This is a genomic window from Enterobacter sp. TCD1-1 (genome assembly GCF_020567405.1).
GTDB lineage: Bacteria > Pseudomonadota > Gammaproteobacteria > Enterobacterales > Enterobacteriaceae > Enterobacter > Enterobacter quasiroggenkampii.
Genome location: NZ_JAJCXF010000003.1, coordinates 119243 through 144586 on the forward strand (window position 1 = coordinate 119243; position 25344 = coordinate 144586).

At 55.7% G+C, this 25344-nt stretch carries 23 protein-coding genes and 1 riboswitch; of the genes, 9 read left to right on the plus strand and 14 right to left on the minus strand.

The window, feature by feature from the left end:
- Nucleotides 1-2: 2 nt before the first annotated feature.
- The 11 genes from mraY to leuO form a co-directional block, all read right to left on the minus strand.
- Nucleotides 3-1085, minus strand: coding sequence for a phospho-N-acetylmuramoyl-pentapeptide-transferase (gene mraY / locus LJA86_RS15495; RefSeq protein WP_008501985.1), 1083 nt, complete (start codon nt 1083-1085; stop codon nt 3-5).
- A complete protein-coding gene (murF, locus tag LJA86_RS15500) occupies nt 1079-2437 on the minus strand; it encodes a UDP-N-acetylmuramoyl-tripeptide--D-alanyl-D-alanine ligase (protein WP_229226384.1) in 1359 nt (452 codons plus the stop codon). The genes mraY and murF overlap by 7 nt, the downstream gene beginning before the upstream one ends.
- A complete protein-coding gene (gene murE, locus LJA86_RS15505) occupies nt 2434-3921 on the minus strand; it encodes a UDP-N-acetylmuramoyl-L-alanyl-D-glutamate--2,6-diaminopimelate ligase (protein WP_229226385.1) in 1488 nt (495 codons plus the stop codon). Before murE ends, murF begins: the two co-directional genes overlap by 4 nt.
- Nucleotides 3908-5674, minus strand: a complete 1767-nt coding sequence (locus tag LJA86_RS15510) for a peptidoglycan glycosyltransferase FtsI (protein ID WP_045907793.1) — start codon at nt 5672-5674, stop codon at nt 3908-3910. Before LJA86_RS15510 ends, murE begins: the two co-directional genes overlap by 14 nt.
- Before the next feature lie 15 nt (nt 5675-5689).
- Nucleotides 5690-6055 (minus strand): cell division protein FtsL, encoded by a 366-nt coding sequence (gene ftsL, locus LJA86_RS15515; RefSeq protein WP_008501989.1) that lies wholly within the window; start codon nt 6053-6055, stop codon nt 5690-5692.
- Nucleotides 6052-6993, minus strand: a complete 942-nt coding sequence (rsmH, locus tag LJA86_RS15520) for a 16S rRNA (cytosine(1402)-N(4))-methyltransferase RsmH (RefSeq protein WP_021240527.1) — start codon at nt 6991-6993, stop codon at nt 6052-6054. The genes ftsL and rsmH overlap by 4 nt, the downstream gene beginning before the upstream one ends.
- Before the next feature lie 2 nt (nt 6994-6995).
- A complete protein-coding gene (mraZ, locus tag LJA86_RS15525) occupies nt 6996-7454 on the minus strand; it encodes a division/cell wall cluster transcriptional repressor MraZ (RefSeq protein WP_021240528.1) in 459 nt (152 codons plus the stop codon).
- A 600-nt stretch (nt 7455-8054) separates the two neighbouring features.
- Nucleotides 8055-9062: a catabolite repressor/activator gene (cra, locus tag LJA86_RS15530; RefSeq protein ID WP_008501993.1), complete on the minus strand. Its 1008-nt coding sequence runs from the start codon at nt 9060-9062 to the stop codon at nt 8055-8057.
- Between the two features lie 179 nt (nt 9063-9241).
- Complete coding sequence (gene ilvN, locus LJA86_RS15535) at nt 9242-9733, minus strand: acetolactate synthase small subunit (RefSeq protein ID WP_063620771.1); 492 nt, start codon at nt 9731-9733, stop codon at nt 9242-9244.
- A 1-nt stretch (nt 9734) separates the two neighbouring features.
- On the minus strand, nt 9735-11459 hold the full coding sequence (ilvI, locus tag LJA86_RS15540) for an acetolactate synthase 3 large subunit (RefSeq protein WP_196365491.1): 1725 nt from the start codon (nt 11457-11459) through the stop codon (nt 9735-9737).
- A gap of 380 nt (nt 11460-11839) precedes the next feature.
- Entirely contained in the window at nt 11840-12802 is a 963-nt protein-coding gene (gene leuO, locus LJA86_RS15545; protein ID WP_275430302.1) for a transcriptional regulator LeuO, read from the minus strand.
- Nucleotides 12803-13389: 587 nt separating this feature from the next.
- On the opposite strand from leuO, the gene leuL reads away from it, so the two are divergent.
- The 5 genes from leuL to leuD all read left to right on the plus strand — a co-directional run bounded on the left by leuL (nt 13390) and on the right by leuD (nt 18249).
- Complete coding sequence (leuL, locus tag LJA86_RS22300; protein WP_071530973.1) at nt 13390-13476, plus strand: leu operon leader peptide; 87 nt, start codon at nt 13390-13392, stop codon at nt 13474-13476.
- A gap of 91 nt (nt 13477-13567) precedes the next feature.
- The gene (gene leuA / locus LJA86_RS15550; protein ID WP_008501997.1) at nt 13568-15139 is read left to right on the plus strand and encodes a 2-isopropylmalate synthase; all 1572 of its coding nucleotides are present in this window, start codon (nt 13568-13570) and stop codon (nt 15137-15139) included.
- A complete protein-coding gene (gene leuB / locus LJA86_RS15555) occupies nt 15139-16230 on the plus strand; it encodes a 3-isopropylmalate dehydrogenase (RefSeq protein ID WP_024907450.1) in 1092 nt (363 codons plus the stop codon). Before leuA ends, leuB begins: the two co-directional genes overlap by 1 nt.
- A 2-nt stretch (nt 16231-16232) precedes the next feature.
- Nucleotides 16233-17633 (plus strand): 3-isopropylmalate dehydratase large subunit, encoded by a 1401-nt coding sequence (gene leuC / locus LJA86_RS15560; protein ID WP_229226386.1) that lies wholly within the window; start codon nt 16233-16235, stop codon nt 17631-17633.
- A gap of 10 nt (nt 17634-17643) precedes the next feature.
- A complete protein-coding gene (leuD, locus tag LJA86_RS15565; RefSeq protein WP_023616037.1) occupies nt 17644-18249 on the plus strand; it encodes a 3-isopropylmalate dehydratase small subunit in 606 nt (201 codons plus the stop codon).
- 91 nt (nt 18250-18340) lie between these two features.
- Here the strand turns inward: leuD and LJA86_RS15570 are convergent, their stop codons facing one another.
- From LJA86_RS15570 to sgrT, 3 genes are all read right to left on the minus strand, one after another.
- Entirely contained in the window at nt 18341-18493 is a 153-nt protein-coding gene (locus LJA86_RS15570; RefSeq protein WP_045907789.1) for a Hok/Gef family protein, read from the minus strand.
- A gap of 216 nt (nt 18494-18709) precedes the next feature.
- Nucleotides 18710-19888: a sugar efflux transporter gene (locus LJA86_RS15575; RefSeq protein ID WP_126534273.1), complete on the minus strand. Its 1179-nt coding sequence runs from the start codon at nt 19886-19888 to the stop codon at nt 18710-18712.
- A gap of 120 nt (nt 19889-20008) precedes the next feature.
- Nucleotides 20009-20161, minus strand: a complete 153-nt coding sequence (gene sgrT / locus LJA86_RS15580) for a glucose uptake inhibitor SgrT (protein ID WP_045907787.1) — start codon at nt 20159-20161, stop codon at nt 20009-20011.
- Nucleotides 20162-20248: 87 nt separating this feature from the next.
- On the opposite strand from sgrT, the gene sgrR reads away from it, so the two are divergent.
- The 4 genes from sgrR to thiQ all read left to right on the plus strand — a co-directional run bounded on the left by sgrR (nt 20249) and on the right by thiQ (nt 25324).
- Nucleotides 20249-21904, plus strand: coding sequence for an HTH-type transcriptional regulator SgrR (gene sgrR / locus LJA86_RS15585; RefSeq protein ID WP_126534272.1), 1656 nt, complete (start codon nt 20249-20251; stop codon nt 21902-21904).
- A 36-nt stretch (nt 21905-21940) separates the two neighbouring features.
- Nucleotides 21941-22041, plus strand: a riboswitch (TPP riboswitch).
- Nucleotides 22042-22072: 31 nt separating this feature from the next.
- Nucleotides 22073-23056: a thiamine ABC transporter substrate binding subunit gene (thiB, locus tag LJA86_RS15590; RefSeq protein WP_023345430.1), complete on the plus strand. Its 984-nt coding sequence runs from the start codon at nt 22073-22075 to the stop codon at nt 23054-23056.
- Nucleotides 23032-24642: a thiamine/thiamine pyrophosphate ABC transporter permease ThiP gene (gene thiP, locus LJA86_RS15595; RefSeq protein ID WP_229226387.1), complete on the plus strand. Its 1611-nt coding sequence runs from the start codon at nt 23032-23034 to the stop codon at nt 24640-24642. Before thiB ends, thiP begins: the two co-directional genes overlap by 25 nt.
- Entirely contained in the window at nt 24626-25324 is a 699-nt protein-coding gene (thiQ, locus tag LJA86_RS15600; protein ID WP_045907784.1) for a thiamine ABC transporter ATP-binding protein ThiQ, read from the plus strand. Before thiP ends, thiQ begins: the two co-directional genes overlap by 17 nt.
- Nucleotides 25325-25344 lie beyond the last annotated feature (20 nt).

The following is a 25344-nucleotide window of genomic DNA, read 5'->3' on the forward strand; positions in this document are numbered from 1 at the left end:
GATTAACGTACCTTCAGCGTTGCCAGGCCAATCAGCACCAGCATCAGCGAAATAATCCAGAAGCGCACAATGACGCGCGGCTCCGGCCAGCCTTTCAGTTCATAGTGGTGGTGAATCGGCGCCATACGGAAGATGCGCTGACCGCGCAGCTTGAAGGAGCCGACCTGCAAAATCACCGACAGCGTCTCAACCACAAACACGCCGCCCATGATCACCAGCAGGAACTCCTGACGCAGCAGCACGGCAATAATGCCCAGCGCGCCGCCTAACGCCAGTGAACCGACGTCACCCATAAAGACCTGAGCCGGATAGGTGTTGAACCACAGGAAGCCCAGCCCCGCGCCGACAATCGCCGTACAGACGATCACCAGTTCACCCGCGTGGCGCAGATAAGGGATGTGCAGGTAGTTCGCGAAATTCATGTTACCGGTCGCCCAGGCCACCAGCGCAAAACCGGCCGCCACGAAGACGGTTGGCATAATCGCCAGGCCATCCAGACCGTCGGTCAGGTTAACGGCGTTACCGGTGCCGACAATCACAAAGTACGCCAGCAGAATGTAGAACAGACCCAACTGCGGCATCACGTCTTTAAAGAACGGCACGACCAGCTCGGTCGCTGGCGTGTCTTTCCCGGCAAGATACAGTGCGAAGGCCACGCCCAGCGCGATCACCGACATCCAGAAGTACTTCCAGCGGGCAATCAGGCCCTTGGTATCTTTGCGGACGACTTTGCGGTAATCATCGACGAAACCAATGATCCCGTAACCCACCAGAACCGTCAGCACACACCAGACGTACGGGTTGGACGGGTACGCCCACAGCAGTACGGAAACGACGATGGCAGTCAGGATCATGATCCCGCCCATGGTCGGGGTACCGCGCTTGCTGAAGTGCGATTCCGGGCCGTCGTTACGCACAACCTGGCCGAAAGAGAGCTTTTGCAGACGGGCAATCATGCGCGGGCCCATCCACAACGAGATGAACAGCGCAGTCAGCAGGCTGACGATGGCGCGAAACGTCAGATAGGAAAAGACGTTAAAGCCTGAATAATATTTGACCAAATGTTCGGCCAGCCAAACTAACATGTCCCGTTCTCCTGTAATGCGTGCACAACCTCTTCCATGGCGGCACTACGTGAACCTTTCACTAACACTGTCACAATTTGTTTTTCTGTCATTAATGCCTTAAGGCGCTCAATCAACGCGGCTTTATCGGCAAAATGCTCGCCAACGCCGCTGGCCTGGCTAATCGCCTGGCTCAGTTTTCCTGCGCTCAGTACACAGTCCAGCCCCGCCGCTTTCGCCGCTTCACCGACCTGGGTATGACAGGCTTCGCTTTCGTCGCCCAGCTCTGCCATGTCGCCAACCACCATGATGCGGAAGCCCGGCATTTCAGATAACACCTGCACCGCCGCCGTCATCGAGCCAACGTTCGCGTTATAGGAGTCATCCAGCAGCAGCTTGTTTTCCGAAAGCTGAATCGGGAACAGGCGTCCCGGCACGGCTTTCAGGTTCGCCAGCCCGGCTTTGATCGCCTCATGTGAAGCGCCTACCGCCGTTGCCAGCGCCGCCGCCGCAAGGGCATTGGCGATGTTATGGCGACCCGGCAGCGGCAGCAGCACCTCCACGCCACCCGTTGGGGTGGTGAGGGTGAACTCGGTGCCGTGCGACGTCACATGGATATTGGTCGCTGTAAAATCACTGTTGGCCGCATTCGGCGAGAAGCGCCAGGTTTTACGCGCACAAATGATGCTCTGCCAGTTCAGCCAGTCGTTGTTATCGGCGTTCAGAATGGCGATACCGTTTTCCGGCAGGCCGGTGTAAATCTCGCCTTTCGCTTTCGCCACGCCTTCCAGCGATCCAAAGCCTTCCAGGTGCGCAGCCGCGAGGTTATTCACCAGCGCTGCTTCAGGTCGAGTCAGGCTCACGGTCCAGGCGATTTCACCCTGGTGGTTTGCACCTAACTCGATCACCGCATACTCGTGCTCTTTGGTCAGGCGAAGCAATGTCATCGGCACGCCGATGTCATTATTGAGGTTGCCCGCGGTATAAAGCGTATTGCCGCACTGGCTGAGGATCGCCGCCGTCATCTCTTTCACTGACGTTTTGCCTGAGGATCCGGTCAGGGCCACGACGCGAGCCGGCACCTGCTGACGAACCCAGGCCGCCAGCTCACCGAACGCGAGACGCGTATCTTTCACCACAACCTGCGGCAGATCGATATCAAGCTTGCGGCTGACCAGCAGCGCACCGGCGCCGTTATCTTTGGCCTGTTCAGCAAAATCATGCGCGTCAAAACGCTCGCCTTTCAGCGCCACGAACAGACAGCCAGTGGTGACTTTGCGGGTGTCCGTCGTCACGGCATCAATGGTCAGGTCTTGCCCGTGCAGGTCGCCGTGCAGTACCGCAGCGGCCTGGCTTAACGAGAGGCTAATCATGCGACGACTCCCAGCAGGCGAGCTGCCGTTACGCGATCCGAGTAATCCAGACGGCGGTTGCCAACGATCTGATAATCTTCATGGCCTTTACCCGCCAGCAGAACAACATCATTCTCCTGGGCCTGCATGATGGCATTCGTCACGGCTTCCGCCCGGCCTTCCACGACGCGCGCGCGACCCGCATCCAGCATGCCCGCCAGAATGTCATTAATGATGGCGCGCGGCTCTTCCGTACGCGGGTTGTCATCGGTGACAACCGGAATATCTGCGAACTGTTCCGCAATAGCGCCCATCAGCGGGCGTTTGCCTTTGTCACGATCGCCGCCGCAGCCAAACACGCACCAGAGCTTACCGGTACAGTGCAGGCGCGCCGCTTCCAGCGCTTTCTCCAGCGCATCCGGCGTGTGGGCATAATCAACCACAACGGTCGGTTTGCCCGGCGCGCTAAACACTTCCATACGGCCACATACTGGCTGCAGACGCGCGGCGGTTTTCAGCAGCTCAGCCATCGGGTAACCCAGCGCCAGCAGCGTTGCCAGCGCCAGCAGCAGGTTGCTGACGTTAAACGCCCCCATCAGGCGGCTTTCAATTTCGCCTTCACCCCAGGAAGAGGCAAAGCGGATGGTCGCTCCGCTGTCGTGATAATTCACCTCAACCGCCTTCAGCCAGCGGCCGTGGCAGTTCGGATTGATATGGTCTTCCATCGATACGGCAACTGCATCCGGCAGCTTCGCCAGCCAGCGGCGGCCGACTTCATCGTCGGCATTGATGATCGCCTGACCACAGTGGTGAGTGGAATAGAGCAGCCATTTCGCGGCTTCGTAGTGCTCCATATCACCATGATAATCAAGATGATCGCGGCTCAGGTTGGTAAACACGGACGCGGCAAATTTCAGCGCCGCGACACGGTGCTGTACCAGACCGTGCGAAGAGACCTCCATCGCGGCAAAGGTTGCGCCCTGCCCTGCCAGACCGGCGAGCACGTGCTGTACGTCAACCGCGGAGCCGGTGGTGTTTTCCGTCGGGCTCACTTTGCCCAGCAGACCGTTACCCACGGTCCCCATCACCGCGCCGGTTTCACCCAGCAGTTGAGCCCACTGCGCCATCAGCTGCGTGGTGGTGGTTTTTCCGTTCGTACCCGTTACGCCAACCAGGCGCAGCTGGTCGGAAGGTTCGCGATAAAAACGCCCCGCCAGTGCGGAAAGACGTTCATTTAACTGGCTGAGATAGATGACCGGCACGCCGTGCATTTCACGGATCTCACCGTCGGTTGCCTCATCTTTAGCCTCAGCAATAATGGCAGCCACACCTTGCGCAATCGCCTGCGGGATATAACGACGCCCGTCCGCCTGATGACCGACCACCGCCACAAAAAGATCGCCAGAAGCAGCCACGCGGCTGTCCAGTACCATCTCTCGCAGTGCTCGCTCCGGTGCATTTGGCACCCACGGAGCGAGAAGGTCGCGCAAATTACGATCTGCCACCTGTACCCTCGCCTTGATTAATTACAAATTCACTTTTTTCGCCCGTCGCCAGCGCATCCGGTTCAATGTTCATGGTGCGTAACACGCCGCCCATGATGGCCCCGAACACAGGCGCGGAGACGGCGCCGCCGTAGTATTTACCCGCCTGTGGATCGTTTATCACGACCACCAGCGCAAAACGCGGATTGCTTGCAGGCGCAACGCCTGCGGTATAGGCAATGTATTTGTTGATATAGCGGCCGTCTGGCCCCACTTTTTTCGCTGTACCGGTTTTAATGGCGATACGATAGCCTTTAATCGCCGCCTTCACGCCGCCGCCGCCCGGCAGCGCCACGCTTTCCATCATGTGCACCACGGTACGAACGATGGATTCCGGGAAGATACGCTCGCCCGGGACCGGTGGATCAACTTTGGTAATCGACAGCGGGCGATAAACGCCATAGCTGCCAATCGTTGCGTAGACTCGCGCTAACTGTAACGGGGTTACCATTAGCCCGTAGCCGAAAGAGAAGGTGGCCCTCTCTATGTCAGACCACCGTTGTTTTTGAGGATATAAGCCACTGCGTTCTCCGACCAACCCCAAATTGGTCGCCTTTCCCAGTCCAAAACGTGAGTAAGTCTCTACTAACGCTGAGGACGGCATCGCTAACGCCAGCTTTGAAACACCGACGTTACTCGACTTCTGTAACACCCCGGTCAGGGTCAATTCGCTGTAGCGCGCCACGTCTTTTATCTCGTGGCCGTTAATACGGTATGGGATGGTGTTCAGAACCGTGTTTTCATTGACGATGCCGCGCTGGAGCGCAGTCATCACCACCATCGGCTTCACCGTGGAGCCAGGTTCGAACACGTCGGTAATCGCCCGGTTACGCATGGCATCTTTTGCGGTGCCGGTAAAGTTGTTCGGGTTGTAGGACGGACTGTTGGCCATCGCCAGCACTTCACCGGTGCTGACATCCACCAGCACGGCGCTACCTGACTCCGCCTTGTTGAACGCCACGGCGTTGTTCAGCTCGCGGTAGACCAGTGCCTGCAGGCGCTCGTCGATACTCAGGGCCAGGTTGTGCGCTGCCTGACTGTCCGTAGAGGAGATATCTTCGATGACGCGCCCGTAGCGGTCCTTACGCACGATTCGCTCGCCCGGCTGACCGGTGAGCCACTTATCGAAGCTTTTTTCAACGCCCTCAATCCCCTGGCTGTCGACGTTGGTGAAGCCAATGAGGTGAGCGGTTACTTCGCCGGATGGATAGTAACGACGGGATTCTTCACGCAGATGAATGCCCGGTAGCTTCAGTTTGCGAATGTAGTCCGCCATGTCAGGGTTAACCTGACGCGCCAGATAGATAAAACGCCCTTTCGGGTTCGCGTTAACGCGGGAGGCCAGCTGATCAAGCGGCATTTTCAGCGCATCAGCCAGCGCTTTCCAGCGGTTATCAAGGGTAATGCCACCGGCGTCGTGCAGCTCTTTCGGATCGGCCCAGATAGCCTTCACCGGTACGCTCACCGCCAGCGGACGACCGGAGCGGTCGGTGATCATCCCGCGGGACGTGGAGACCTCCTGAACGCGCAGAGAGCGCATATCGCCCTGGCGTACCAGCATGTCAGGCGCGACGATCTGCAGCCAGGCCACGCGGCCCAGCAGAAAACCCAGCGCCAGTAAAATGCAGCCGCAAAGCAACGCAAAACGCCAACTGATAAAGTTGGCCTGTTCTTCCTGACGTTTTGGTTTTAGCGTTTTTGCCGCTGCTTTCATGCGTCGCGTTTTCCCTTATTTTTGTACTACGATATTTTCCTGTGAAGGATCAACATGCTGCAGCTGCAGCTTTTCCGTTGCGATCCGTTCAACCCGGCTGTGATCGCCGAGCGCGTTTTCTTCAAGGATCAGATTTCGCCATTCAATATCCAGCGCATCGCGTTCCAGTACCATCTGCTCGCGTTGCGCAGTCAATAAACGTGTATGGTGGGCTGTCGTCACCACCGTTACTGCCGTGACAATGATGCAAATGAACAGACAGAGTGGCAGTTTCCCAAACCGCAAAAGATCGTCGCCGATCACGCCAGGCAAGGCATGGCGCTCGTTGCTTCCTAACGAATCCTTAACTTTGCTTAGGGTCTCTGTCACTCTGCCGATCATGCGTTCGTCCTCTCTGCAACACGCAGCACTGAACTACGGGCGCGTGGATTCTCTGCCACTTCTTCTTCGCCCGGCATCAACTTGCCTAATGCTCGCAACTGACGGCCACCCAGCTTCCTGAGTTGTTCTTCCGTCATCGGCAGCCCCGCTGGCACCTGTGGACCGCGACTTTGTTCACGCATAAAGCGTTTCACAATACGGTCTTCCAGCGAATGGAAGCTGATGATGGATAACCGCCCACCCGGGGCAAGCACGTCGAGCGAGCTTTTTAGCGCCAGCTCTATTTCCTCCAGTTCACTGTTTACCCAGATGCGAACCGCCTGGAAGGTACGGGTCGCGGGATGTTTGTGCTTATCCTTCACCGGGGTCGCTGCCGCGATCACCTCGGCCAACTCTTTGGTGCGGGTCATTGGCTCAATGCGGTTGCGCTCAACAATGGCGCGCGCGATACGTTTGCCAAAACGCTCTTCGCCAAACGTTTTAATGACCCATGCAATATCGGCTTCGTCAGCGGTCTGTAGCCACTCGGCGGCGGATTGTCCGCGCGTCGGGTCCATCCGCATGTCCAGCGGACCATCACGCATAAAGGAGAAACCGCGTTCAGCGTCGTCAAGTTGGGGTGAAGAGACGCCAAGATCGAGAAGAATCCCGTCGATCTTGCCCGTCAGGCCGCGCTCAGCCACATAGTCCGCGAGCGCAGAGAAAGGTCCATGCACGATGGAAAAGCGTGGGTCATTGATGGTCTGTGCAACGGCAATTGCCTGCGGATCGCGATCGATTGCCAGCAGACGTCCCTCCTCACCCAGCTGGGAGAGGATCAAACGCGAGTGGCCACCGCGACCAAACGTGCCATCAATGTAGATGCCATCCGGACGAATATTCAGGCCGTTAACGGCCTCGTCCAGTAACACCGTTTTATGTTTATAATTTTCCATCATATTTATAGAGACAAGTCCTGCAGTCGTTCCGATAATGTCGCGGAATCAGACTGCTCAGCGTCGATATCTTCCTTGACCTGTTGATACCAGGTCGTTTCATCCCACAGTTCAAACTTGTTGAACTGCCCGACCAGCATCACTTCTTTTGTCAGACCGGCATGTTGCCGCAACACCGGGGCAATCAGTAATCGCCCTGCGTTATCCATCTGACATTCACTGGCATGTCCCAATAACAGCCGCTGCACGCGGCGTTCCTGCGGGTTCATGCTCGACAGTCGCGACAGCTTTTGCTCAATAATTTCCCATTCAGGTAAGGGGTAAAGCAGCAGGCAGGGGGAGTTAATGTCAATGGTGCAAACCATTTGACCCGCAGCGTTCTCAATCAGCTGGTCGCGGTATCGGGTTGGTACCGATAAACGCCCTTTGCTGTCGAGATTGACTAACGTTGCTCCACGGAACATGCCAGTCTCACCCCTCCTCACCACTTTAACCCACAAATTCCCACCTAAAGGAGTTTACGGAGCGAGGGAAAAGCTTGTCAAGCCAGGACTCTCCGTATAAGGACTCGAAAGCCCTCTATTTACAGAGTTAAACAGTCCTGGTTAATAACTGCACAACTGGCGAGGCAAAATTAACGTTATGAATATTTGTAAGAAAAAAACCGAATATGCACACTAGCGTTAAGGCTCACTCAATATCATCGCAGATAAATATAAAGTGTCAGTTTGCGACGCGGGCAGCATTTTATGACAGATTCTCAGGGGATGACAGCGCCAGATTCACCCAGGCACACGGTAAGCGCAGTGGTTAGCACGTAAGAAGTCAAAGGAAGAGGAAAAAACGTCTGAATATTCATCGACCGAAGAGGGTTTGTAACAAAATAATACAAAGAATACCGTTTAAAATCGCTGAGATGTTCTTTAAAGAACAATTTAAAAGCCAAAATGAATTAAGAAAAATAGGCGATTATGATCTCACAAGAATTATCCTAATTTCTCTCCGGGAATTATCCGCACGAATTATCTCAGCAAAATGGGGCAGATTTCGCCGCCCCAGTCATTTCATTTTTGGCGGCTTAAAATTCCGCGATGGTAGAGATTACGTTTGATACGCGTCAGGCCCGGCTTTGGTTTGCGGGGTTCATCCAGACTCGCCAGCACAATCTCCAGCACGCGTTCAGCCACGTCACGGTGACGCTGTGCAACCGCCAGCACCGGGCACTGAAGGAAGTCGAGCAGCTCGTTATCTCCGAACGTGGCAATCGCCAGGTCGGAGGGGAGTTTACCTTCACGGCGTAAGGTGACATCCATGACGCCCTGCAAGAGCGCAAACGAGGTCGTGAACAGCGCCTGAGGCATCGGGTGGGTTTCCAGCCATTTCTCGAACAGCTGCGCGGCGGCTTCACGTTCGTAGCTGTTGGCATAGAGGTAGTGAACCTCGCGCGGATCGTCTTTCCAGGCAGTTCTGAATCCCTGCTCGCGCAGGAAGCTCACCGAAAGCTCGGGCAACGCGCCAAGATACAGCACCGTTTCCGCCGGGAACGTCCGCAGCTCTGCGGCCAGCATTTCGGCATCATCCTGGTCCGCACCCACAACGCTTGTGAAATGTTCACGATCGAGCGCGCGATCCAGCGCCACGATTGGGAACGGGTCGTTCGCCCAACGCTGGTAGAACGGATGTTCTGGCGGTAAGGAGGTCGAAACAATAATGGCATCCACCTGGCGCTGGAGCAGGTGCTCAATGCAGCGCATCTCGTTATCAGGCTGATCTTCCGAGCAGGCAATCAGCAGTTGATAGCCACGCTGGCGCGCCTGACGTTCAAGATAGTTGGCGATACGGGTATAGCTGGTGTTTTCCAGGTCCGGGATCACCAGACCAATAGAGCGGGTGCGCCCGGCGCGCAGACCGGCTGCGACAGCATTCGGATGGTAGTTATGTTCACGAACCACCGCCATAACTTTTTCAACGGTCTTGTCGCTGACACGGTACTGCTTTGCTTTACCGTTAATCACATAGCTGGCCGTTGTTCGTGACACGCCGGCTAGCCGGGCGATTTCATCCAGTTTCACAATTGCCCCTTAAAAAAAGAAAAGAGTCCATGGCCCTGTCAAGGTTATGGTTAAATCTTTTAACATCTAAACGCAGAAAAGCCTTCGCGGCAACCGCTTTTATCTGCGTTGTCGGCTGATTACGCAAAAAAAAGCCCGGCTTTGGTGACCGGGCAGAAAGAGGCGAACCTTTTTGACAACTAACGCATGATTTTCTCGCCGCGTGACAGACCCACGACACCCGATCTTGCGACTTCAACAATTTTTGCCACATCCCGCACGGACGTCAGGAAAGCATCCAGCTTGTCACTTGTCCCGACCAGCTGAACCGTATAAAGAGAAGGCGTGACGTCGATAATCTGTCCGCGGAAAATATCCGCATTGCGTTTAACTTCTTCACGCCCGTAGCCGGTGGCCTGGATTTTCACCAGCATGACCTCACGTTCAACGTAGGCCCCCTGCCCCAGCTCGCTCACGCGCAGCACATCAACCAGCTTATGCAGCTGTTTTTCAATCTGTTCAAGCACTTTGGCGTCGCCAACGGTTTGAATCGTCATGCGCGACAGCGTGGGATCCTCCGTCGGCGCGACGGTCAGGCTTTCAATGTTATAACCGCGCTGCGCAAAAAGACCAATGACGCGCGACAGTGCGCCAGACTCGTTTTCCAGTAAAACCGATAATATCCGGCGCATATCAGGTTCTCTCCGTTTTGCTTAACCACATTTCATCCATACCGCCCCCCCGAATATGCATCGGATAAACGTGTTCGGTTCCATCAACAATCACATCCATAAAGACAAGGCGGTTGTTTTTAACGTGCTCAAGCGCTTGTGCGAGCTTCGTTTCCAGCTCGGCCGGATCGGTCACTCGCATCCCAACATGGCCATAAGCTTCAGCAAGACGAACAAAATCCGGCAGCGATTGCATATAGGACTGCGAATGACGGCCAGAGTAAATCATATCCTGCCACTGCTTCACCATGCCGAGGTAGCCATTATTCAGGTTCAGCACAAGAACCGGCAGCTCATACTGCAGTGCGGTAGACAGCTCCTGAATGTTCATCTGAATACTGCCGTCTCCGGTCACGCAGACGACGGTTTCATTCGGCAGGGCCAGCTTCACGCCCAGCGCGGCAGGCAGACCGAAGCCCATGGTGCCTAAGCCACCCGAGTTGATCCAGTGACGCGGTTTATCAAACGGGTAATACAGGGCGGCAAACATCTGGTGTTGGCCCACGTCTGAGGTTACATACGCCTCACCCTTCGTCAGTCGCCACACCGCTTCGATGACCGCCTGCGGCTTAATGTTTTCGCTCTGCGTGTCATATTTCAGGCACTGACGCGCTCGCCACTGTTCAATCTGCTGCCACCAGTCGCGGATCTCATCCAGCGGCTGGGTCGCGTTCTCCTGGGTCAGCAGATCCAGCATCTGTTCCAGAACCTGACGAGCATCACCGACGATCGGTACATCAGCCGACACCGTTTTTGAAATGGACGTCGGATCGATATCAATGTGCAGCACGGTGGCATTCGGGCAATACTTCGCCAGGTTGTTGGTGGTACGATCGTCAAAACGCACGCCGACGGCAAAGATCACATCGGAGTGATGCATCGTCATGTTGGCTTCATAGGTACCGTGCATACCCAGCATGCCCAGCGCCTGGCGGTGAGTGGCGGGAAACGCCCCCAGCCCCATCAGCGACGACGCCACAGGAAGGTTGAGTTTTTCAACCAGCTCACGAAGCTGGGTTTCACAGGCAGCGTTGATCGCCCCGCCGCCGACATAGACGACCGGTTTTTTGGCTGCCAGAAGCGTTTGCAACGCCCGCTTGATCTGTCCTTTATGCCCCTGCGTTGTCGGATTGTAAGAACGCATGCTCACCGAGTCAGGCCAGACGTAAGGCAGCTTGTTTGCCGGGTTCAGAATGTCTTTAGGCAGATCGACCACCACCGGTCCCGGGCGTCCGCTTGCTGCCAGCCAGAAGGCTTTTTTCAGTACGCCGGGAATGTCTTCGGTTTGCTTGACCAGAAAGCTGTGCTTCACAACGGGACGGGAAATCCCGACCATGTCACACTCCTGAAAAGCATCGTAGCCAATCAGCGAGGTTGCTACCTGCCCGGAGAGGATCACCAGTGGGATAGAGTCCATATACGCCGTCGCAATGCCGGTAATGGCGTTTGTCGCCCCGGGGCCGGACGTGACTAAGACCACGCCCACTTCGCCCGTCGCACGCGCCAGACCGTCGGCCATGTGTACAGCCGCCTGCTCGTGACGTACCAGAACATGGTCAATGCCCCCTACCGTATGCAGCGCATCATAAATATCCAGGACCGCGCCGCCAGGGTAGCCGAACACTTGCTTTACGCCCTGATCGATCAGCGACCGCACGACCATTTCCGCGCCAGACAACATCTCCATGCTTTGCCTCCAGGCATTTTGTTATAGACGGACTGCCGAATTCATTTCCGCACCGTCTTACGATCGGGATGAACCAATCTTATATTTTGCAGAGTGTTCTTTACCTTAACCGCTCGTTATGAGGCAGGCAATTAGCAAACCCGGGGAGATAAACGGTGCGTAAAGCAGAAAAAGCAGCCGTTAACTGAAGATATGGTTAATTCCTCTGGGAATAGAGGACGGTGTGATAAATCATCGCTGAAAAGCGGGGCAATGCAGGAAATCATCTATTTTTGCGTACCGAAGAGCGGCCCGAAAAAATGCATCACAGAACAAAATAGTAATTATCTATAAAAATTCAGGATAAATCACACAATCCGATGCGATTTATCCTGATGCGTTTACCGGCGGCAGATACCAACCAGCAACTCTTCCATCCACTGGTGTCCTTTATCCCTTCCGGCCGCTTCATGCCAGGAGAGATAGCAGGTTCGGCTATTTAATTTAAGCGGCAGAGGCAAAATTTGCAGATTTAACGGGTCAGAAAACTCTTCTGCCAGCCAGCGCGGTGCAATCGCCACCAGATGTGTTTGGGAGACAACGTTTAATACGCTGACCATAGCCATCCCCTGATAAGCCACGCTCGCCTGCTTATCCGCAGAGTCATACCATGGCAGGCTAAAGGAAGCATATCTGTCGAGGGCAACAACGGCATGCTGCTCGTTATAGACATCATTTTCGCGTAGTGGATATTTCAGCCGAGGATGATTTTTACTGGCCACCAGAACCATTTCATCTTTAAACAGCGGTACGCAGGAAAATTCAGGACGACGGAACTCTTCATACCCCAGGACGAATTCAATCTCCTGATAGCGTAACTGATGCTCTGTACTTTGGTTCAGGGATGATTTAAAAACCAGATGGATATTTGGCGCGATCTCTTCGACTTTATTATAGATAATTGAGGTTAAATAATTATCTAATGGACTGCAGACACACAGATGAAATGTGCGCTCGCTGCTTAAAGGTTCAAAGCCCGATCCCGGCAGCTCGTTTTGTACCAGCTGCAACGCCTGACGGATTGAGCCGAACAGCTGGAATGCGCGCGCAGTAGGCTGGATCCCTCTTCCGTAACGAACAAACAATTCGTCGTTAAACATGACCTTAAGCCTGGCAACGGCGTTACTCACAGCAGGTTGTGACATCCCCAACGCCTGGGCCGCGCGGGTGATATTCTGTTCCTGCATGACAGCATCAAACACCGTCAGAAGATTAAGATCCACCGTGCGTAACTGCGGTTTAATCCCATCAGTAGCTTGAGGTTGTTTAATATTATTTTCTGACACTTCTGACTCCACTGTCACGCTACACTCCCTTTGCTCACGTACGGTAATAATCTCGAAAAATATGATTTATCATGCAAATACGATCAGCGAAAGAGAATTATTTAAAATTCAGAATATATAAAGACGCTATACAAACGAAAAGAAAATAGCGCAAATGATATGTTTGACTTTAGGATTTAAATGAAACCATAAACCAAGCAAATACACAATGACCGCCAGATTAATGATGACTTAAGTATTATTAAACTGTTATCGCCACCGCTCATCAGTTAGTTAATAACATGTTACCCCTGTTCATTTTTTAGCGACGCGCAATAGATTCACCGTAATTATAACTTAATGATAGTAAACCCCTTTATGTACAGAATACTCTCTGTAACGCGCGTCACTCATTTTAAACAATTATATTTATTTATTTCTGCAACTGTTTTCTTCAGTCCAAAATTAGACAATTAGTCGGCTCGCAAAAGCCAAAACCAGCACAATTAGCTAACGTAAAATTCTGCCCGTTCCGCCCGTCGGGTCCGTTTTTATCGTCAGGGGTTGACATCAACTGCCGTATCCAGTACCACTAAAAGCATATTGAATTTAACGGAGCACGATTCATGATTCGCACCATTCGTTTCACCGGTCTACTACTACTAAACGCATCCACTGTGCGCGGTAGACTGGCGGGCGAAATTCAGCGTTGAATCGTCACCAGTAAGACTAAAAACCCGCGCCACTGCGCGGGTTTTTTTATGCTCGTAGCAAGGCGCCCTAAGACTGACAAGGACCTAACCCATGAGCCAGCAAGTCATTATTTTCGATACTACTTTACGTGACGGTGAACAGGCATTACAGGCAAGCCTGAGTGTAAAAGAGAAACTGCAGATCGCGCTGGCTCTCGAACGTATGGGTGTCGACGTGATGGAGGTGGGTTTCCCGGTCTCGTCTCCGGGTGATTTCGAATCCGTCCAGACCATCGCCCGCACCATTAAAAACAGCCGCGTATGTGGTCTGGCGCGCTGTGTAGAAAAAGATATCGACGTTGCAGCCGAGTCACTGAAAGTGGCCGAAGCGTTCCGTATCCATACCTTTATTGCCACCTCGCCCATGCACATCGCCACCAAGCTGCGCAGCACGCTGGATGAGGTGATTGAGCGCGCGGTGTACATGGTGAAACGCGCACGCAACTACACCGATGACGTTGAATTCTCCTGTGAAGATGCAGGCCGTACGCCAATCGACGATTTGGCGCGCGTCGTGGAAGCCGCCATTAACGCGGGTGCCAAAACCATCAACATCCCGGACACCGTCGGCTACACCATGCCGTTTGAGTTCGCCAACATCATCACCGGCCTGTATGACCGCGTTCCGAACATTGATAAAGCGATTATCTCCGTCCACACCCACGATGATTTGGGTCTGGCCGTGGGCAATGCTATCGCCGCCGTCCACGCTGGCGCGCGTCAGGTAGAAGGCGCGATGAACGGCATCGGTGAACGTGCGGGCAACTGTTCGCTGGAAGAAGTGATCATGGCGATCAAAGTGCGCAAGGACATCATGGACGTGCACACCCGCATCAATCACAACGAGATCTGGCGCACCAGCCAGACCGTCAGCCAGATTTGCAACATGCCTATTCCGGCCAACAAAGCGATTGTCGGCACGGGCGCCTTCGCGCACTCCTCCGGTATTCATCAGGATGGCGTGCTGAAGAACCGTGAAAACTACGAAATTATGACCCCGGAATCCATCGGCCTGAACCAGGTCCAGTTGAACCTGACCTCCCGTTCCGGTCGCGCGGCAGTGAAGCACCGCATGGAAGAGATGGGTTATAAGGACAGCGATTACAACATGGATCAGCTGTATGACGCGTTCCTGAAGCTGGCCGACAAAAAAGGGCAGGTGTTCGACTATGACCTGGAAGCGCTGGCCTTTATTAACAAACAGCAGGAAGAGCCAGAGCACTTCCGTCTGGATTACTTCAACGTGCAGTCCGGATCCAGCGACATCGCCACCGCCTCGGTCAAGCTGGCCTGCGGAGATGAAATTAAAGCAGAGGCAGCTAACGGTAATGGACCTGTCGATGCGATTTACCAGGCCATCAACCGCGTTACCGAGTACGACGTTGAGCTGGTCAAATATGACCTGACGGCCAAGGGCCATGGCAAAGATGCACTGGGCCAGGTCGACATTGTTGTGACCCACAATGGCCGCCGCTTCCATGGCGTGGGTCTGGCGACCGATATCGTTGAATCCTCCGCGAAAGCGATGGTGCATGTGCTGAATAACATCTGGCGCGCCGCCGAAGTCGAAAAAGAGTTGCAACGCAAAGCTCAGAATAAAGAGAACAACAAGGAAACCGTGTAATGTCGAAGAATTACCATATTGCTGTGTTACCGGGCGACGGTATTGGCCCGGAAGTGATGGCACAGGCGCTGAAAGTACTGGAAGCCGTTCGCACGCGTTTTGCGATGAAAATCACCACCAGCCACTACGATGTGGGCGGTATTGCGATTGATAACCACGGTACGCCACTGCCAAAAGCGACCGTGGAAGGCTGTGAAAATGCCGATGCCGTGCTGTTTGGTTCCGTCGGTGGTCCAAAATGGGAACACCTGCCGCCAGCAGAGCAGCCAGAGCGCGGCGCGCTGCTGCCGCTGCGTAAACATTTCAAACTGTTCAGTAACCTGCGTCCGGCGAAGCTGTACCAGGGTCTGGAAGAGTTTTGCCCGCTGCGCGCCGATATCGCCGCCAACGGTTTCGACATTCTGTGCGTACGTGAACTGACCGGTGGGATCTATTTCGGTCAGCCAAAGGGGCGCGAAGGCAGCGGTCAGCATGAAAAAGCGTTCGATACCGAGGTGTATCACCGCTTCGAAATTGAACGTATCGCCCATATCGCGTTTGAGTCGGCGCGCAAACGCCGCCATAAGGTGACCTCGATTGATAAAGCGAACGTGCTGCAGTCTTCCATTTTGTGGCGCGAGATCGTCAGTGAAGTCGCTAAACAGTACCCGGACGTTGCGCTGTCGCACATGTATATCGACAACGCGACCATGCAGCTGATTAAGGATCCGTCCCAGTTTGACGTGCTGCTGTGCTCCAACCTGTTCGGCGATATTCTCTCTGACGAGTGCGCGATGATAACCGGCTCGATGGGCATGCTGCCATCCGCCAGCCTGAATGAAGAAGGGTTTGGTCTGTATGAACCGGCAGGCGGCTCCGCACCGGATATCGCCGGCAAAAACATCGCTAACCCGATTGCGCAGATCCTCTCCCTTGCCCTGCTGCTGCGCTACAGCCTGGATGCAGGCGATGCAGCAACCGCAATTGAAAACGCCATTAACCGGGCGTTAGAAGAAGGCGTTCGTACCGGTGATTTAGCACGCGGCACGGCGGCAGTCAGTACCGATGAAATGGGCGACATTATTGCCCGCTATGTCGCTGAAGGGGTGTAATCATGGCTAAGACGTTATATGAAAAGTTGTTTGATGCGCACGTTGTCTACGAAGCACCAAACGAAACCCCACTGCTGTATATCGACAGACATCTGGTACACGAGGTGACCTCTCCCCAGGCATTCGACGGCCTGCGCGCGCACAAGCGTCCAGTGCGCCAGCCGGGTAAAACCTTCGCGACGATGGATCACAACGTTTCCACCCAGACTAAAGACATTAACGCCTCGGGTGAGATGGCGCGTATCCAGATGCAGGAGCTGATTAAGAACTGCAATGAATTTGGCGTTGAGCTGTACGACCTGAACCATCCGTATCAGGGCATCGTCCACGTGATGGGCCCTGAGCAGGGGATTACCCTGCCGGGCATGACCATCGTCTGCGGTGACTCGCATACCGCAACCCACGGCGCGTTTGGCGCCCTGGCGTTCGGGATTGGCACTTCCGAGGTAGAACACGTGCTGGCGACGCAGACCCTGAAGCAGGGTCGCGCCAAAACGATGAAGATTGAAGTGAAGGGCAAAGCGGCACCAGGCATTACCGCGAAAGATATCGTGCTGGCGATTATCGGTAAAACCGGCAGCGCAGGCGGTACCGGCCACGTCGTTGAGTTCTGCGGCGACGCTATTCAGGCGCTGAGCATGGAGGGTCGCATGACCCTGTGCAACATGGCCATTGAGATGGGTGCCAAAGCCGGGCTGGTCGCGCCAGATGAAACGACCTTCAACTATGTGAAGGGCCGTCTGCACGCGCCGAAAGGGCAGGATTTTGACGACGCGGTAGCGTACTGGAAAACCCTGAAAACCGACGACGGGGCAATGTTTGATACCGTTGTCACGCTGCAGGCAGAAGAGATTGCCCCTCAGGTGACCTGGGGTACCAACCCGGGTCAGGTGATTTCCGTCAACGACGCCATTCCCGATCCGGCTTCCTTCGCCGATCCGGTCGAGCGCGCCAGTGCGGAAAAAGCGCTGGCCTATATGGGGTTGAAGCCCGGCGTGCCGTTGACCGACGTGACCATTGATAAAGTGTTTATCGGCTCCTGCACCAACTCCCGTATCGAAGATTTGCGTGCGGCGGCAGAGATCGCCAAAGGCCGTAAAGTCGCGCCGGGCGTGCAGGCGCTGGTGGTGCCAGGCTCCGGTCCGGTGAAAGCCCAGGCGGAAGCCGAAGGTCTGGATAAGATCTTTATCGAAGCAGGCTTCGAGTGGCGCCTGCCAGGCTGTTCCATGTGTCTGGCCATGAACAACGATCGCCTGAATCCGGGTGAGCGCTGTGCCTCCACCAGCAACCGTAACTTTGAAGGCCGTCAGGGCCGCGGTGGGCGCACCCATCTGGTCAGCCCGGCAATGGCCGCCGCTGCGGCAGTCACCGGCCATTTCGCCGACATTCGCAGCCTGAAATAAGGAGACAATCATGGCAGAGAAATTTACCCAACATACAGGCCGGGTTGTCCCCCTGGACGCCGCGAACGTCGATACTGACGCCATTATTCCTAAGCAGTTTTTGCAGAAGGTGACGCGTACCGGTTTTGGCGCGCACCTGTTCAACGACTGGCGTTTCCTGGACGACAAAGGCGAAGTGCCTAATCCGGAATTCGTTCTGAACTTCCCGGAATACAAAGGTGCCTCCATTTTGCTGGCGCGGGAAAACTTTGGCTGCGGCTCGTCGCGTGAGCATGCGCCATGGGCGTTGACCGACTACGGCTTTAAGGTGGTTATTGCTCCCAGCTTCGCGGATATCTTCTACGGCAACAGCTTCAACAACCAGCTGCTGCCGGTAACGCTGAGCGATGAGCAGGTCGATGAATTGTTTGCGCTGGTTAAGGCAAATCCGGGTATGTCGTTTGAAGTGGATCTGGAAGCGGAAGTGGTGAAAGCCGGGGATAAGACCTACAGCTTCAGCATTGATGCGTTCCGCCGTCACTGCATGCTGAACGGTCTGGACAGCATTGGTTTGACGCTGCAGCACGAAGACGCCATCTCAGCGTACGAGAAAAAACAGCCTGCGTTTATGGGCTAAAGGCAATGGCCCGCGAAATGCGGGCCATTGATAAGGGTGCGTTGAGGCTCAACCACTCTGGGGAGGCGGGGAAACTTCCCCGCCCATACCGCTAACGTTTTGCTTCGTAAGCCAACACTGCCGCCATTTCTGTTTTCTCCTGTCTGAAGTGCAGCTCACACAGCGAGTCACGCACCATCCAGGTGAAGATCAACAACGTCGTACAGATCAGAAATAAACCTAACAGCAGAGTACGTTTTGGCATTCCAGCCTCCTTATTGCTTTTCGGCAATGAAGAGACTAACCTCGCAATGTTGGTTGTGAAGTTGGTCTCCCCATCAATCTTTTGATGTGGGACTCTCCACTGTTTGCCTCTTGCGAAAGCCTGAGGCAAACAGCCTCAAGCACCCGCCACGCACTCTATTCCCCTTCGTGATCTCTGTCAGAATGTCGTTCCATTTTGTGAAGCCGTCTTCCAGAATCACACGTCTTTTACCCGGCAGGTCAGCAGGAGCGTCACAACGGATAGCGCCGCAATCATCCAGTAAACCGACGTATGGCCATAGCTTTGCGCCAGCGCGCCCTGGATCACACCGGCCAGAATCACCCCGGTTGAAATACTGTTCGTAAAGAGCGTCGTGGCCGATCCCGCGCGTCCGGGCATCAGATCCTGAAACCAGAGCATGCCGATTCCGGCGACGATGCCAATAAACACAGCATTAAACAGCTGCAGCGCCAGCAGCGCTTCGCGCGAGTGGAATAAGATCAGCCCAAGATAAAACAACACCCCGGCTGCAACCGCAACCACCATCATTTTGCGTTTACCGAAACGCTTTACGTAATATCCCGCCAGAATCATTGCCGGAATTTCCAGCCCGGCAGCGGTCCCCATTAAGATCCCCGCAAGCTTGTCCGGTAAGCCCAGATCGCTGCTGATCCACAGCGGCATGTCGATGATGTACATGGTGTTGCAGGTCCACATCAGCGTGGAGGCAATAAACAGCATACGGACGTTCTTGTCCTGCCAGCCGCTCACCTGGGTGAGCGGTTTATCCGTTGTCTGTTCGACGCGCGCCACGGACGGCAGCGCAAAGGCTATCAGCGCCAGGCTGATGACAAAAATCCCGGCCGCGATGGAGAACATGGCGGTAAAGCCGTAGTTCAACGCCAGCATGAAGGCCAGCGGCGGACCAATGACCCACGCCAGCGAGAGCTGGGCACGCATCACCGAGCTGAACATCACCACTTCCCGTGCCGAGCTATCCGCATATTCCCGCGCCAGGGCGAACAGCTGCGGCATGGCAGTGTTCGCAAGAGAGGCGAGCAGCACGCCGCAGGTAATGAGCGTCAGGTAATGACGGTTAAAAGCAAAGAGCAGCGCGTTGCCCACCGCCATGGCGCAGCAAAAGAGGATCAGCTTGCGGCGATCGCCCTGGCTGTCCGATCGTTTCGCCAGCGCGAGGCTGACCAGGATCCCGGCAATCGCGTTGACGGTATAAAACAGCCCCACCCAAAACGGCTGCGCCCCCACCTCGCGGCTGAGAAACAGGCTCAGCGTCGGCGCCTGCAGCGCCCCCGCCACGCCCATCATAAAGGCCACCAGCATAAAAGCGGCATACACGCCGTTCAGGCGTCGCCCCATCGTCATCAACCACAGCATGCGCAAGTCCTTGTGAAAGCGAATCGAAATTGGGTGAAAGAATAAACGAAAAAAGCCAGCAAAAACATTTTGCTGGCGGGTGATAAGCACCAATACTCAGTCACACATGATCGAGGCGAGTCAGCGAGAAGAGGCCGGTTTCGTAACGTCCCACTGCATCAGTTCTTCTAACATTTTCAGCCGTTGCTCTGCACACTGGCGGGCCAGCCAGGACGATCCTTTTGTCGCTGAAAAGTACTGCTGATAAAACTGACGTGCGGTAGACCTCTTCATCATTACCTCCTCGCTTCATCGGGAAGCATTATTGGCCTAATATAGGGATTAATAAATTGCTGGTTTTTTGTCAGGAGTTCCCCTTTTATGCCTTCCGGTCGTCTGCAGCAACAATTTATCCGCCTCTGGCAGTGCTGCGAGGGGCAATCGCAGGAAACGACGCTCAACGAGCTGGCTGACCTGCTTAGCTGTTCCCGCCGTCATATGCGCACGTTGCTCAATACCATGCAGCAGCAGGGCTGGTTAAGCTGGGAAGCGGAAGCGGGACGCGGGAAACGCTCGCGACTGACCTTTCTCTACACCGGGCTGGCATTGCAGCAGCAGCGTGCAGAAGACCTGCTCGAGCAGGACCGCATCGATCAGCTGGTCCAGCTGGTGGGCGACAAAGCCGCCGTGCGCCAGATGCTGGTTTCCCATCTCGGACGCAGTTTTCGTCAGGGCCGACACATTCTGCGGGTGCTCTACTATCGGCCAATGAAAAATCTGTTGCCCGGCACGGCGTTACGCCGCTCAGAAACCCATATGGCCCGGCAAATCTTCAGCGGCCTGACGCGGATAAATGAGGAAAACGGGGAACTGGAGGCGGATATCGCGCACCACTGGCAGCAGCTTTCCCCGCGCCACTGGCGCTTTTTCTTACGCCCTGGCATCCACTTTCACCACGGTCGCGAGCTGGAGATGCACGACGTCATCGCCTCTCTGGAACGCGCCCGCAGGCTGCCGCTCTACTCGCATATTTCGCGCATCCACTCCCCCACGGCCTGGACGCTGGATATTGAGCTGTCGCAGCAGGACAAGTGGCTTCCCTGGCTGTTGGGCTATGTACCGTCGATGATTTTGCCCGGCGAGTGGGAATCGATGAACAATTTTGCCAGCCTGCCAATTGGCACCGGCCCCTACGCCGTGTCCCGCAATAACAGCAATCAGCTGAAAATCCGCGCGTTCGATGACTACTTTGGCTATCGGGCGCTGATCGACGAAGTGAACGTGTGGGTATTGCCGGATCTCAATGAAGACCTGAGCTGCGGGCTGACGCTGGAAGGCCCCACCACGGGAGAAAAGGCCGTGGAGAGCCGCCTGGAGGAGGGATGCTACTATCTCCTCTTTGACCGCCGCACCCACCGCGGGGCAAACCAGGACGTCCGGAAGTGGATCAGCCACGTGTTGTCCCCTTCCAATCTGATCTACCATGCGGAAGCGCAGTACCAGACATACTGGTTCCCGGCGTACGGCCTGCTTCCGCGCTGGCACCACGCCCGCCCGTCGCAGTGCGACAAACCCGCAGGGCTGGAGTCCATCACCCTGACCTACTACCGCGAGCATGTTGAGCATCGTTTTATCGCGAGGATCATGACCCGCCTGCTGGCAGCCGAGGGGGTCAGGCTGGACATCAGGGAAGTGGACTATGACGAATGGCATCAGGGGGAGATCGCCAGCGATATCTGGCTCAACAGCGCCAACTTTACCCTGCCGCTCGATTTTTCCCTTTTCTCGCATTTGTATGAAGTCCCGCTGATCCAGCACTGCATCGACCGTGACTGGCAGCAGGATGCCGCCCTGTGGCGTGCGGGCGAGATGAATCTTGCCGTGTGGTGCCAGCAGCTGCTGGCCGAGCAGGCGATCGTCCCGTTAATCCACCACTGGCTGATGATTCAGGGCCAGCGCAGCATGCGCGGCCTGCGGATGAACACCCTGGGCTGGTTTGATTTCAAATCCGCCTGGTTTGCGCCCCCGGAGCCATAACGCTTTCGTAATATTCACCAAATCATTACAATAGCGCCGTTCTCAACGGGGTGCTGCATCACAGATGTGCGCTGAGATAATACCCGTCGAACCTGATCCGGATAACGCCGGCGAAGGGATTTGAGGCTGTCGCTCAAAATCCTTTGCCACTCAACCCTGAGGTGCAAAGTGTTAAAAAAAGTTCTCCCCCTGCTGGCGCTGTTCGCGCTGCCCGCTTTAGCCAAACCCGTCCTGACGGTCTACACCTACGACTCTTTCTCTGCCGACTGGGGCCCTGGCCCGGTTGTCAAAAAAGCCTTTGAAGCTGACTGCAACTGCGAGCTGAAGTTCGTGGCGCTGGAAGATGGCGTTTCACTGCTCAACCGTCTGCGCATGGAAGGGAAAAACAGCAAGGCTGACGTGGTGCTCGGTCTGGATAACAACCTGCTGGAAGCCGCCTCGCAGACCAAACTGTTTGCCAAAAGCGGCGTCGCAGCAGAGGCCGTTAACGTGCCTGGCGGCTGGAAGAACGACACCTTTGTGCCGTTCGACTACGGCTACTTTGCTTTTGTTTACGACAAAAACAAGCTGAAAAACCCGCCGAAGAGCCTGAAAGAGCTGGTGGAAAGCGACCAGAAGTGGCGCGTGATTTATGAAGATCCGCGGACCAGCACACCGGGCCTGGGTCTGCTGCTGTGGATGCAGAAAGTCTACGGCGATAAGGCGCCGGAAGCGTGGCAGAAGCTGGCCGCCAAAACCGTGACCGTGACCAAAGGCTGGAGCGAAGCCTATGGCCTGTTCCTGAAAGGCGAAAGCGACCTGGTGCTGAGCTACACCACCTCCCCGGCTTACCACATTATCGCCGAGAAGAAAGATAACTATGCCGCCGCAGATTTTGCGGAAGGGCACTATCTGCAGGTGGAAGTCGCCGCGCGTACCGCTGCCAGCAAACAGCCTGAGCTGGCCGAGAAATTCCTGAAGTTTATGGTTTCGCCGGCATTCCAGAACGCCATTCCCGCAGGCAACTGGATGTATCCGGTCACCAGCGTTGCGCTGCCTGCAGGTTTTGAACAGTTGACCAAACCGAAAACCTCGCTGGAGTTTACGCCGCAGCAGGTCGCCGCGCAGCGTGCAGCATGGGTAAGTGAATGGCAACGCGCCGTCAGCCGCTAATTCCCGGCTGGTTGCTTCCCGGGCTGCTCGCCGCCGTCGTAATGGTGGCAGTCAGCCTGGGGGCTTTTCTTGCGCTGTGGTTTAACGCGCCGGAGAGCGACCTGCTCGCTCTCTGGCACGACAGCTACCTCTGGCACGTCATTCGGTTCTCTTTCTGGCAGGCGTTTCTTTCTGCCCTGATGTCGGTGCTCCCCGCTATTTTTCTTGCACGCGCGCTGTATCGGCGGCGTTTCCCCGGCAGGCAGGCTCTGCTGCGCCTGTGCGCCATGACGCTGATCCTGCCCGTGCTGGTGGCGGTATTTGGCATTCTGAGCGTTTACGGTCGCCAGGGGTGGTTGGCTTCGCTGTTCGGCCAGCTTGGTCTGGAATGGTCATTCTCGCCTTACGGACTGCAGGGCATCCTGCTGGCACACGTTTTTTTCAATATGCCGATGGCAACGCGCCTCTTTTTGCAGGCGCTGGAGAACATTCCCGGCGAACAGCGGCAGATTGCCGCCCAGCTCGGCATGCGCGGCTGGTCGTTCTTCCGTTTTGTCGAATGGCCGTGGCTGCGCCGCCAGCTCCCGCCCGTAGCGGCATTAATCTTCATGCTCTGCTTTGCCAGCTTTGCCACCGTGCTGTCACTTGGCGGCGGGCCGCAGGCCACCACCATTGAGCTGGCGATTTACCAGGCGCTGAGTTACGACTACGATCCCGGTCGCGCCGCCCTGCTGGCGATAGTCCAGATGGCGTGCTGCCTTGCACTGGTACTGTTGAGCCAGCGGCTGAGTAAAGCCATTCCCGCTGGCAGTCATCAAATAACCGGCTGGCGCGATCCGCAGGACAGCCTGCACAGCCGCGTCAGTGATGTTATCCTGATCGGGCTGGCGCTCCTGCTGCTGTTGCCGCCGCTGCTGGCCGTTATCGTTGACGGACTGAACCTCAATCTCATGTCTGTCCTGCAACAGCCCGTCCTCTGGCAGGCCACCTGGACCTCGCTGCGTATCGCGCTGGCTGCCGGATTACTGTGCGTCATCCTGACCATTATGCTGTTGTGGAGCAGCCGTGAGCTTTACGCCCGCCAGGCGCAAAAAGCCGGACAAATGCTGGAGCTGACGGGCATGCTGATTCTTGCTATGCCGGGGATTGTACTGGCAACGGGCTTCTTTTTACTGTTCAACAGCACCCTCGGTCTGCCGGAAAGCGCCGACGGCATAGTGATTTTTACCAACGCCTTAATGGCCATCCCCTACGCGCTCAAGGTGCTGGAAAACCCGATGCGCGACGTCAACAGCCGCTACAGTTTGCTATGCCAGTCGCTGGGCATGCAGGGCTGGCAGCGGCTGAAGGTGGTTGAACTGCGCGCGCTAAAGCGTCCGCTGGCACAGGCGCTGGCGTTTGCCTGCGTGCTCTCTATTGGAGACTTTGGGGTCGTGGCGCTGTTCGGCAATGACGATTTCCGCACGCTGCCATACTGGCTCTATCAGCAAATCGGCTCTTACCGCAGTCAGGACGGCGCGGTCACCGCGCTGTTACTGCTGCTGCTGTGCTTTGCCTTATTTACCGTTATCGAAAAACTTCCGGGGCGTGATGCTAAAACTGACTGATGTAACCTGGCTTTATCAGCATCTGCCGATGCGCTTCACGCTCTCCGTGCGCCAGGGAGAGATGATCGCCGTGCTTGGCCCAAGCGGTGCCGGGAAAAGCACCTTGCTCAATTTGATCGCCGGTTTTCTGCAACCTGCCAGCGGGTCGATAGCCATCGATAATCGTGATTTCACCAGCGCCCCTCCGGCTAAACGTCCTGTCTCAATGCTGTTTCAGGAAAACAACCTGTTTACCCACCTGACGGTGCGGCAAAACATCGCGCTGGGAATGCACCCGGGACTGAGGCTGAACGATGATCAGCGCCATAAGCTGGAGGTCATTGCCGCGCAGATGGGGATCGCCGGGTTTATCGACAGGCTGCCGGGCGAGCTTTCCGGTGGGCAGCGTCAGCGCGTGGCGCTGGCACGTTGTCTGGTGCGCGAGCAGCCGATACTGCTGCTGGATGAGCCGTTCTCGGCGCTCGATCCCGCGCTGCGCCAGGAGATGCTGGCCCTGGTGCAGGAGGTCTGTCAGCGCCAGCAACTGACGATGCTGATGGTTTCGCACAGTATCGAGGATGCCGCACGGATTGCGCCGCGATCGGTGGTGATCGCGGAGGGACGCATTTTGTGGGATGGAGCAACAGAAGCATTAATGAGCGGAAAAGAAAGCGCTTCTGGATTATTGGGTATAAAACCGTAGGCCGGGCAAACGCAGTGCCG

Excerpts from the sequence above, each read along its gene's own strand:
- mraY (WP_008501985.1), bottom strand. The coding sequence starts at position 1,085 with ATGTTAGTTTGGCTGGCCGAACATTTGGTCAAATATTATTCAGGCTTT.
- murF (WP_229226384.1), bottom strand. The coding sequence starts at position 2,437 with ATGATTAGCCTCTCGTTAAGCCAGGCCGCTGCGGTACTGCACGGCGAC.
- LJA86_RS15510 (WP_045907793.1), bottom strand. The coding sequence starts at position 5,674 with ATGAAAGCAGCGGCAAAAACGCTAAAACCAAAACGTCAGGAAGAACAG.
- ftsL (WP_008501989.1), bottom strand. The coding sequence starts at position 6,055 with ATGATCGGCAGAGTGACAGAGACCCTAAGCAAAGTTAAGGATTCGTTA.
- rsmH (WP_021240527.1), bottom strand. The coding sequence starts at position 6,993 with ATGATGGAAAATTATAAACATAAAACGGTGTTACTGGACGAGGCCGTT.
- mraZ (WP_021240528.1), bottom strand. The coding sequence starts at position 7,454 with ATGTTCCGTGGAGCAACGTTAGTCAATCTCGACAGCAAAGGGCGTTTA.
- ilvN (WP_063620771.1), bottom strand. The coding sequence starts at position 9,733 with ATGCGCCGGATATTATCGGTTTTACTGGAAAACGAGTCTGGCGCACTG.
- ilvI (WP_196365491.1), bottom strand. The coding sequence starts at position 11,459 with ATGGAGATGTTGTCTGGCGCGGAAATGGTCGTGCGGTCGCTGATCGAT.
- leuL (WP_071530973.1), top strand. The coding sequence starts at position 13,390 with ATGATTCGCACCATTCGTTTCACCGGTCTACTACTACTAAACGCATCC.
- leuA (WP_008501997.1), top strand. The coding sequence starts at position 13,568 with ATGAGCCAGCAAGTCATTATTTTCGATACTACTTTACGTGACGGTGAA.
- leuB (WP_024907450.1), top strand. The coding sequence starts at position 15,139 with ATGTCGAAGAATTACCATATTGCTGTGTTACCGGGCGACGGTATTGGC.
- leuC (WP_229226386.1), top strand. The coding sequence starts at position 16,233 with ATGGCTAAGACGTTATATGAAAAGTTGTTTGATGCGCACGTTGTCTAC.
- leuD (WP_023616037.1), top strand. The coding sequence starts at position 17,644 with ATGGCAGAGAAATTTACCCAACATACAGGCCGGGTTGTCCCCCTGGAC.
- LJA86_RS15570 (WP_045907789.1), bottom strand. The coding sequence starts at position 18,493 with ATGCCAAAACGTACTCTGCTGTTAGGTTTATTTCTGATCTGTACGACG.
- LJA86_RS15575 (WP_126534273.1), bottom strand. The coding sequence starts at position 19,888 with ATGCTGTGGTTGATGACGATGGGGCGACGCCTGAACGGCGTGTATGCC.
- sgrT (WP_045907787.1), bottom strand. The coding sequence starts at position 20,161 with ATGAAGAGGTCTACCGCACGTCAGTTTTATCAGCAGTACTTTTCAGCG.
- sgrR (WP_126534272.1), top strand. The coding sequence starts at position 20,249 with ATGCCTTCCGGTCGTCTGCAGCAACAATTTATCCGCCTCTGGCAGTGC.
- thiP (WP_229226387.1), top strand. The coding sequence starts at position 23,032 with ATGGCAACGCGCCGTCAGCCGCTAATTCCCGGCTGGTTGCTTCCCGGG.
- thiQ (WP_045907784.1), top strand. The coding sequence starts at position 24,626 with ATGCTAAAACTGACTGATGTAACCTGGCTTTATCAGCATCTGCCGATG.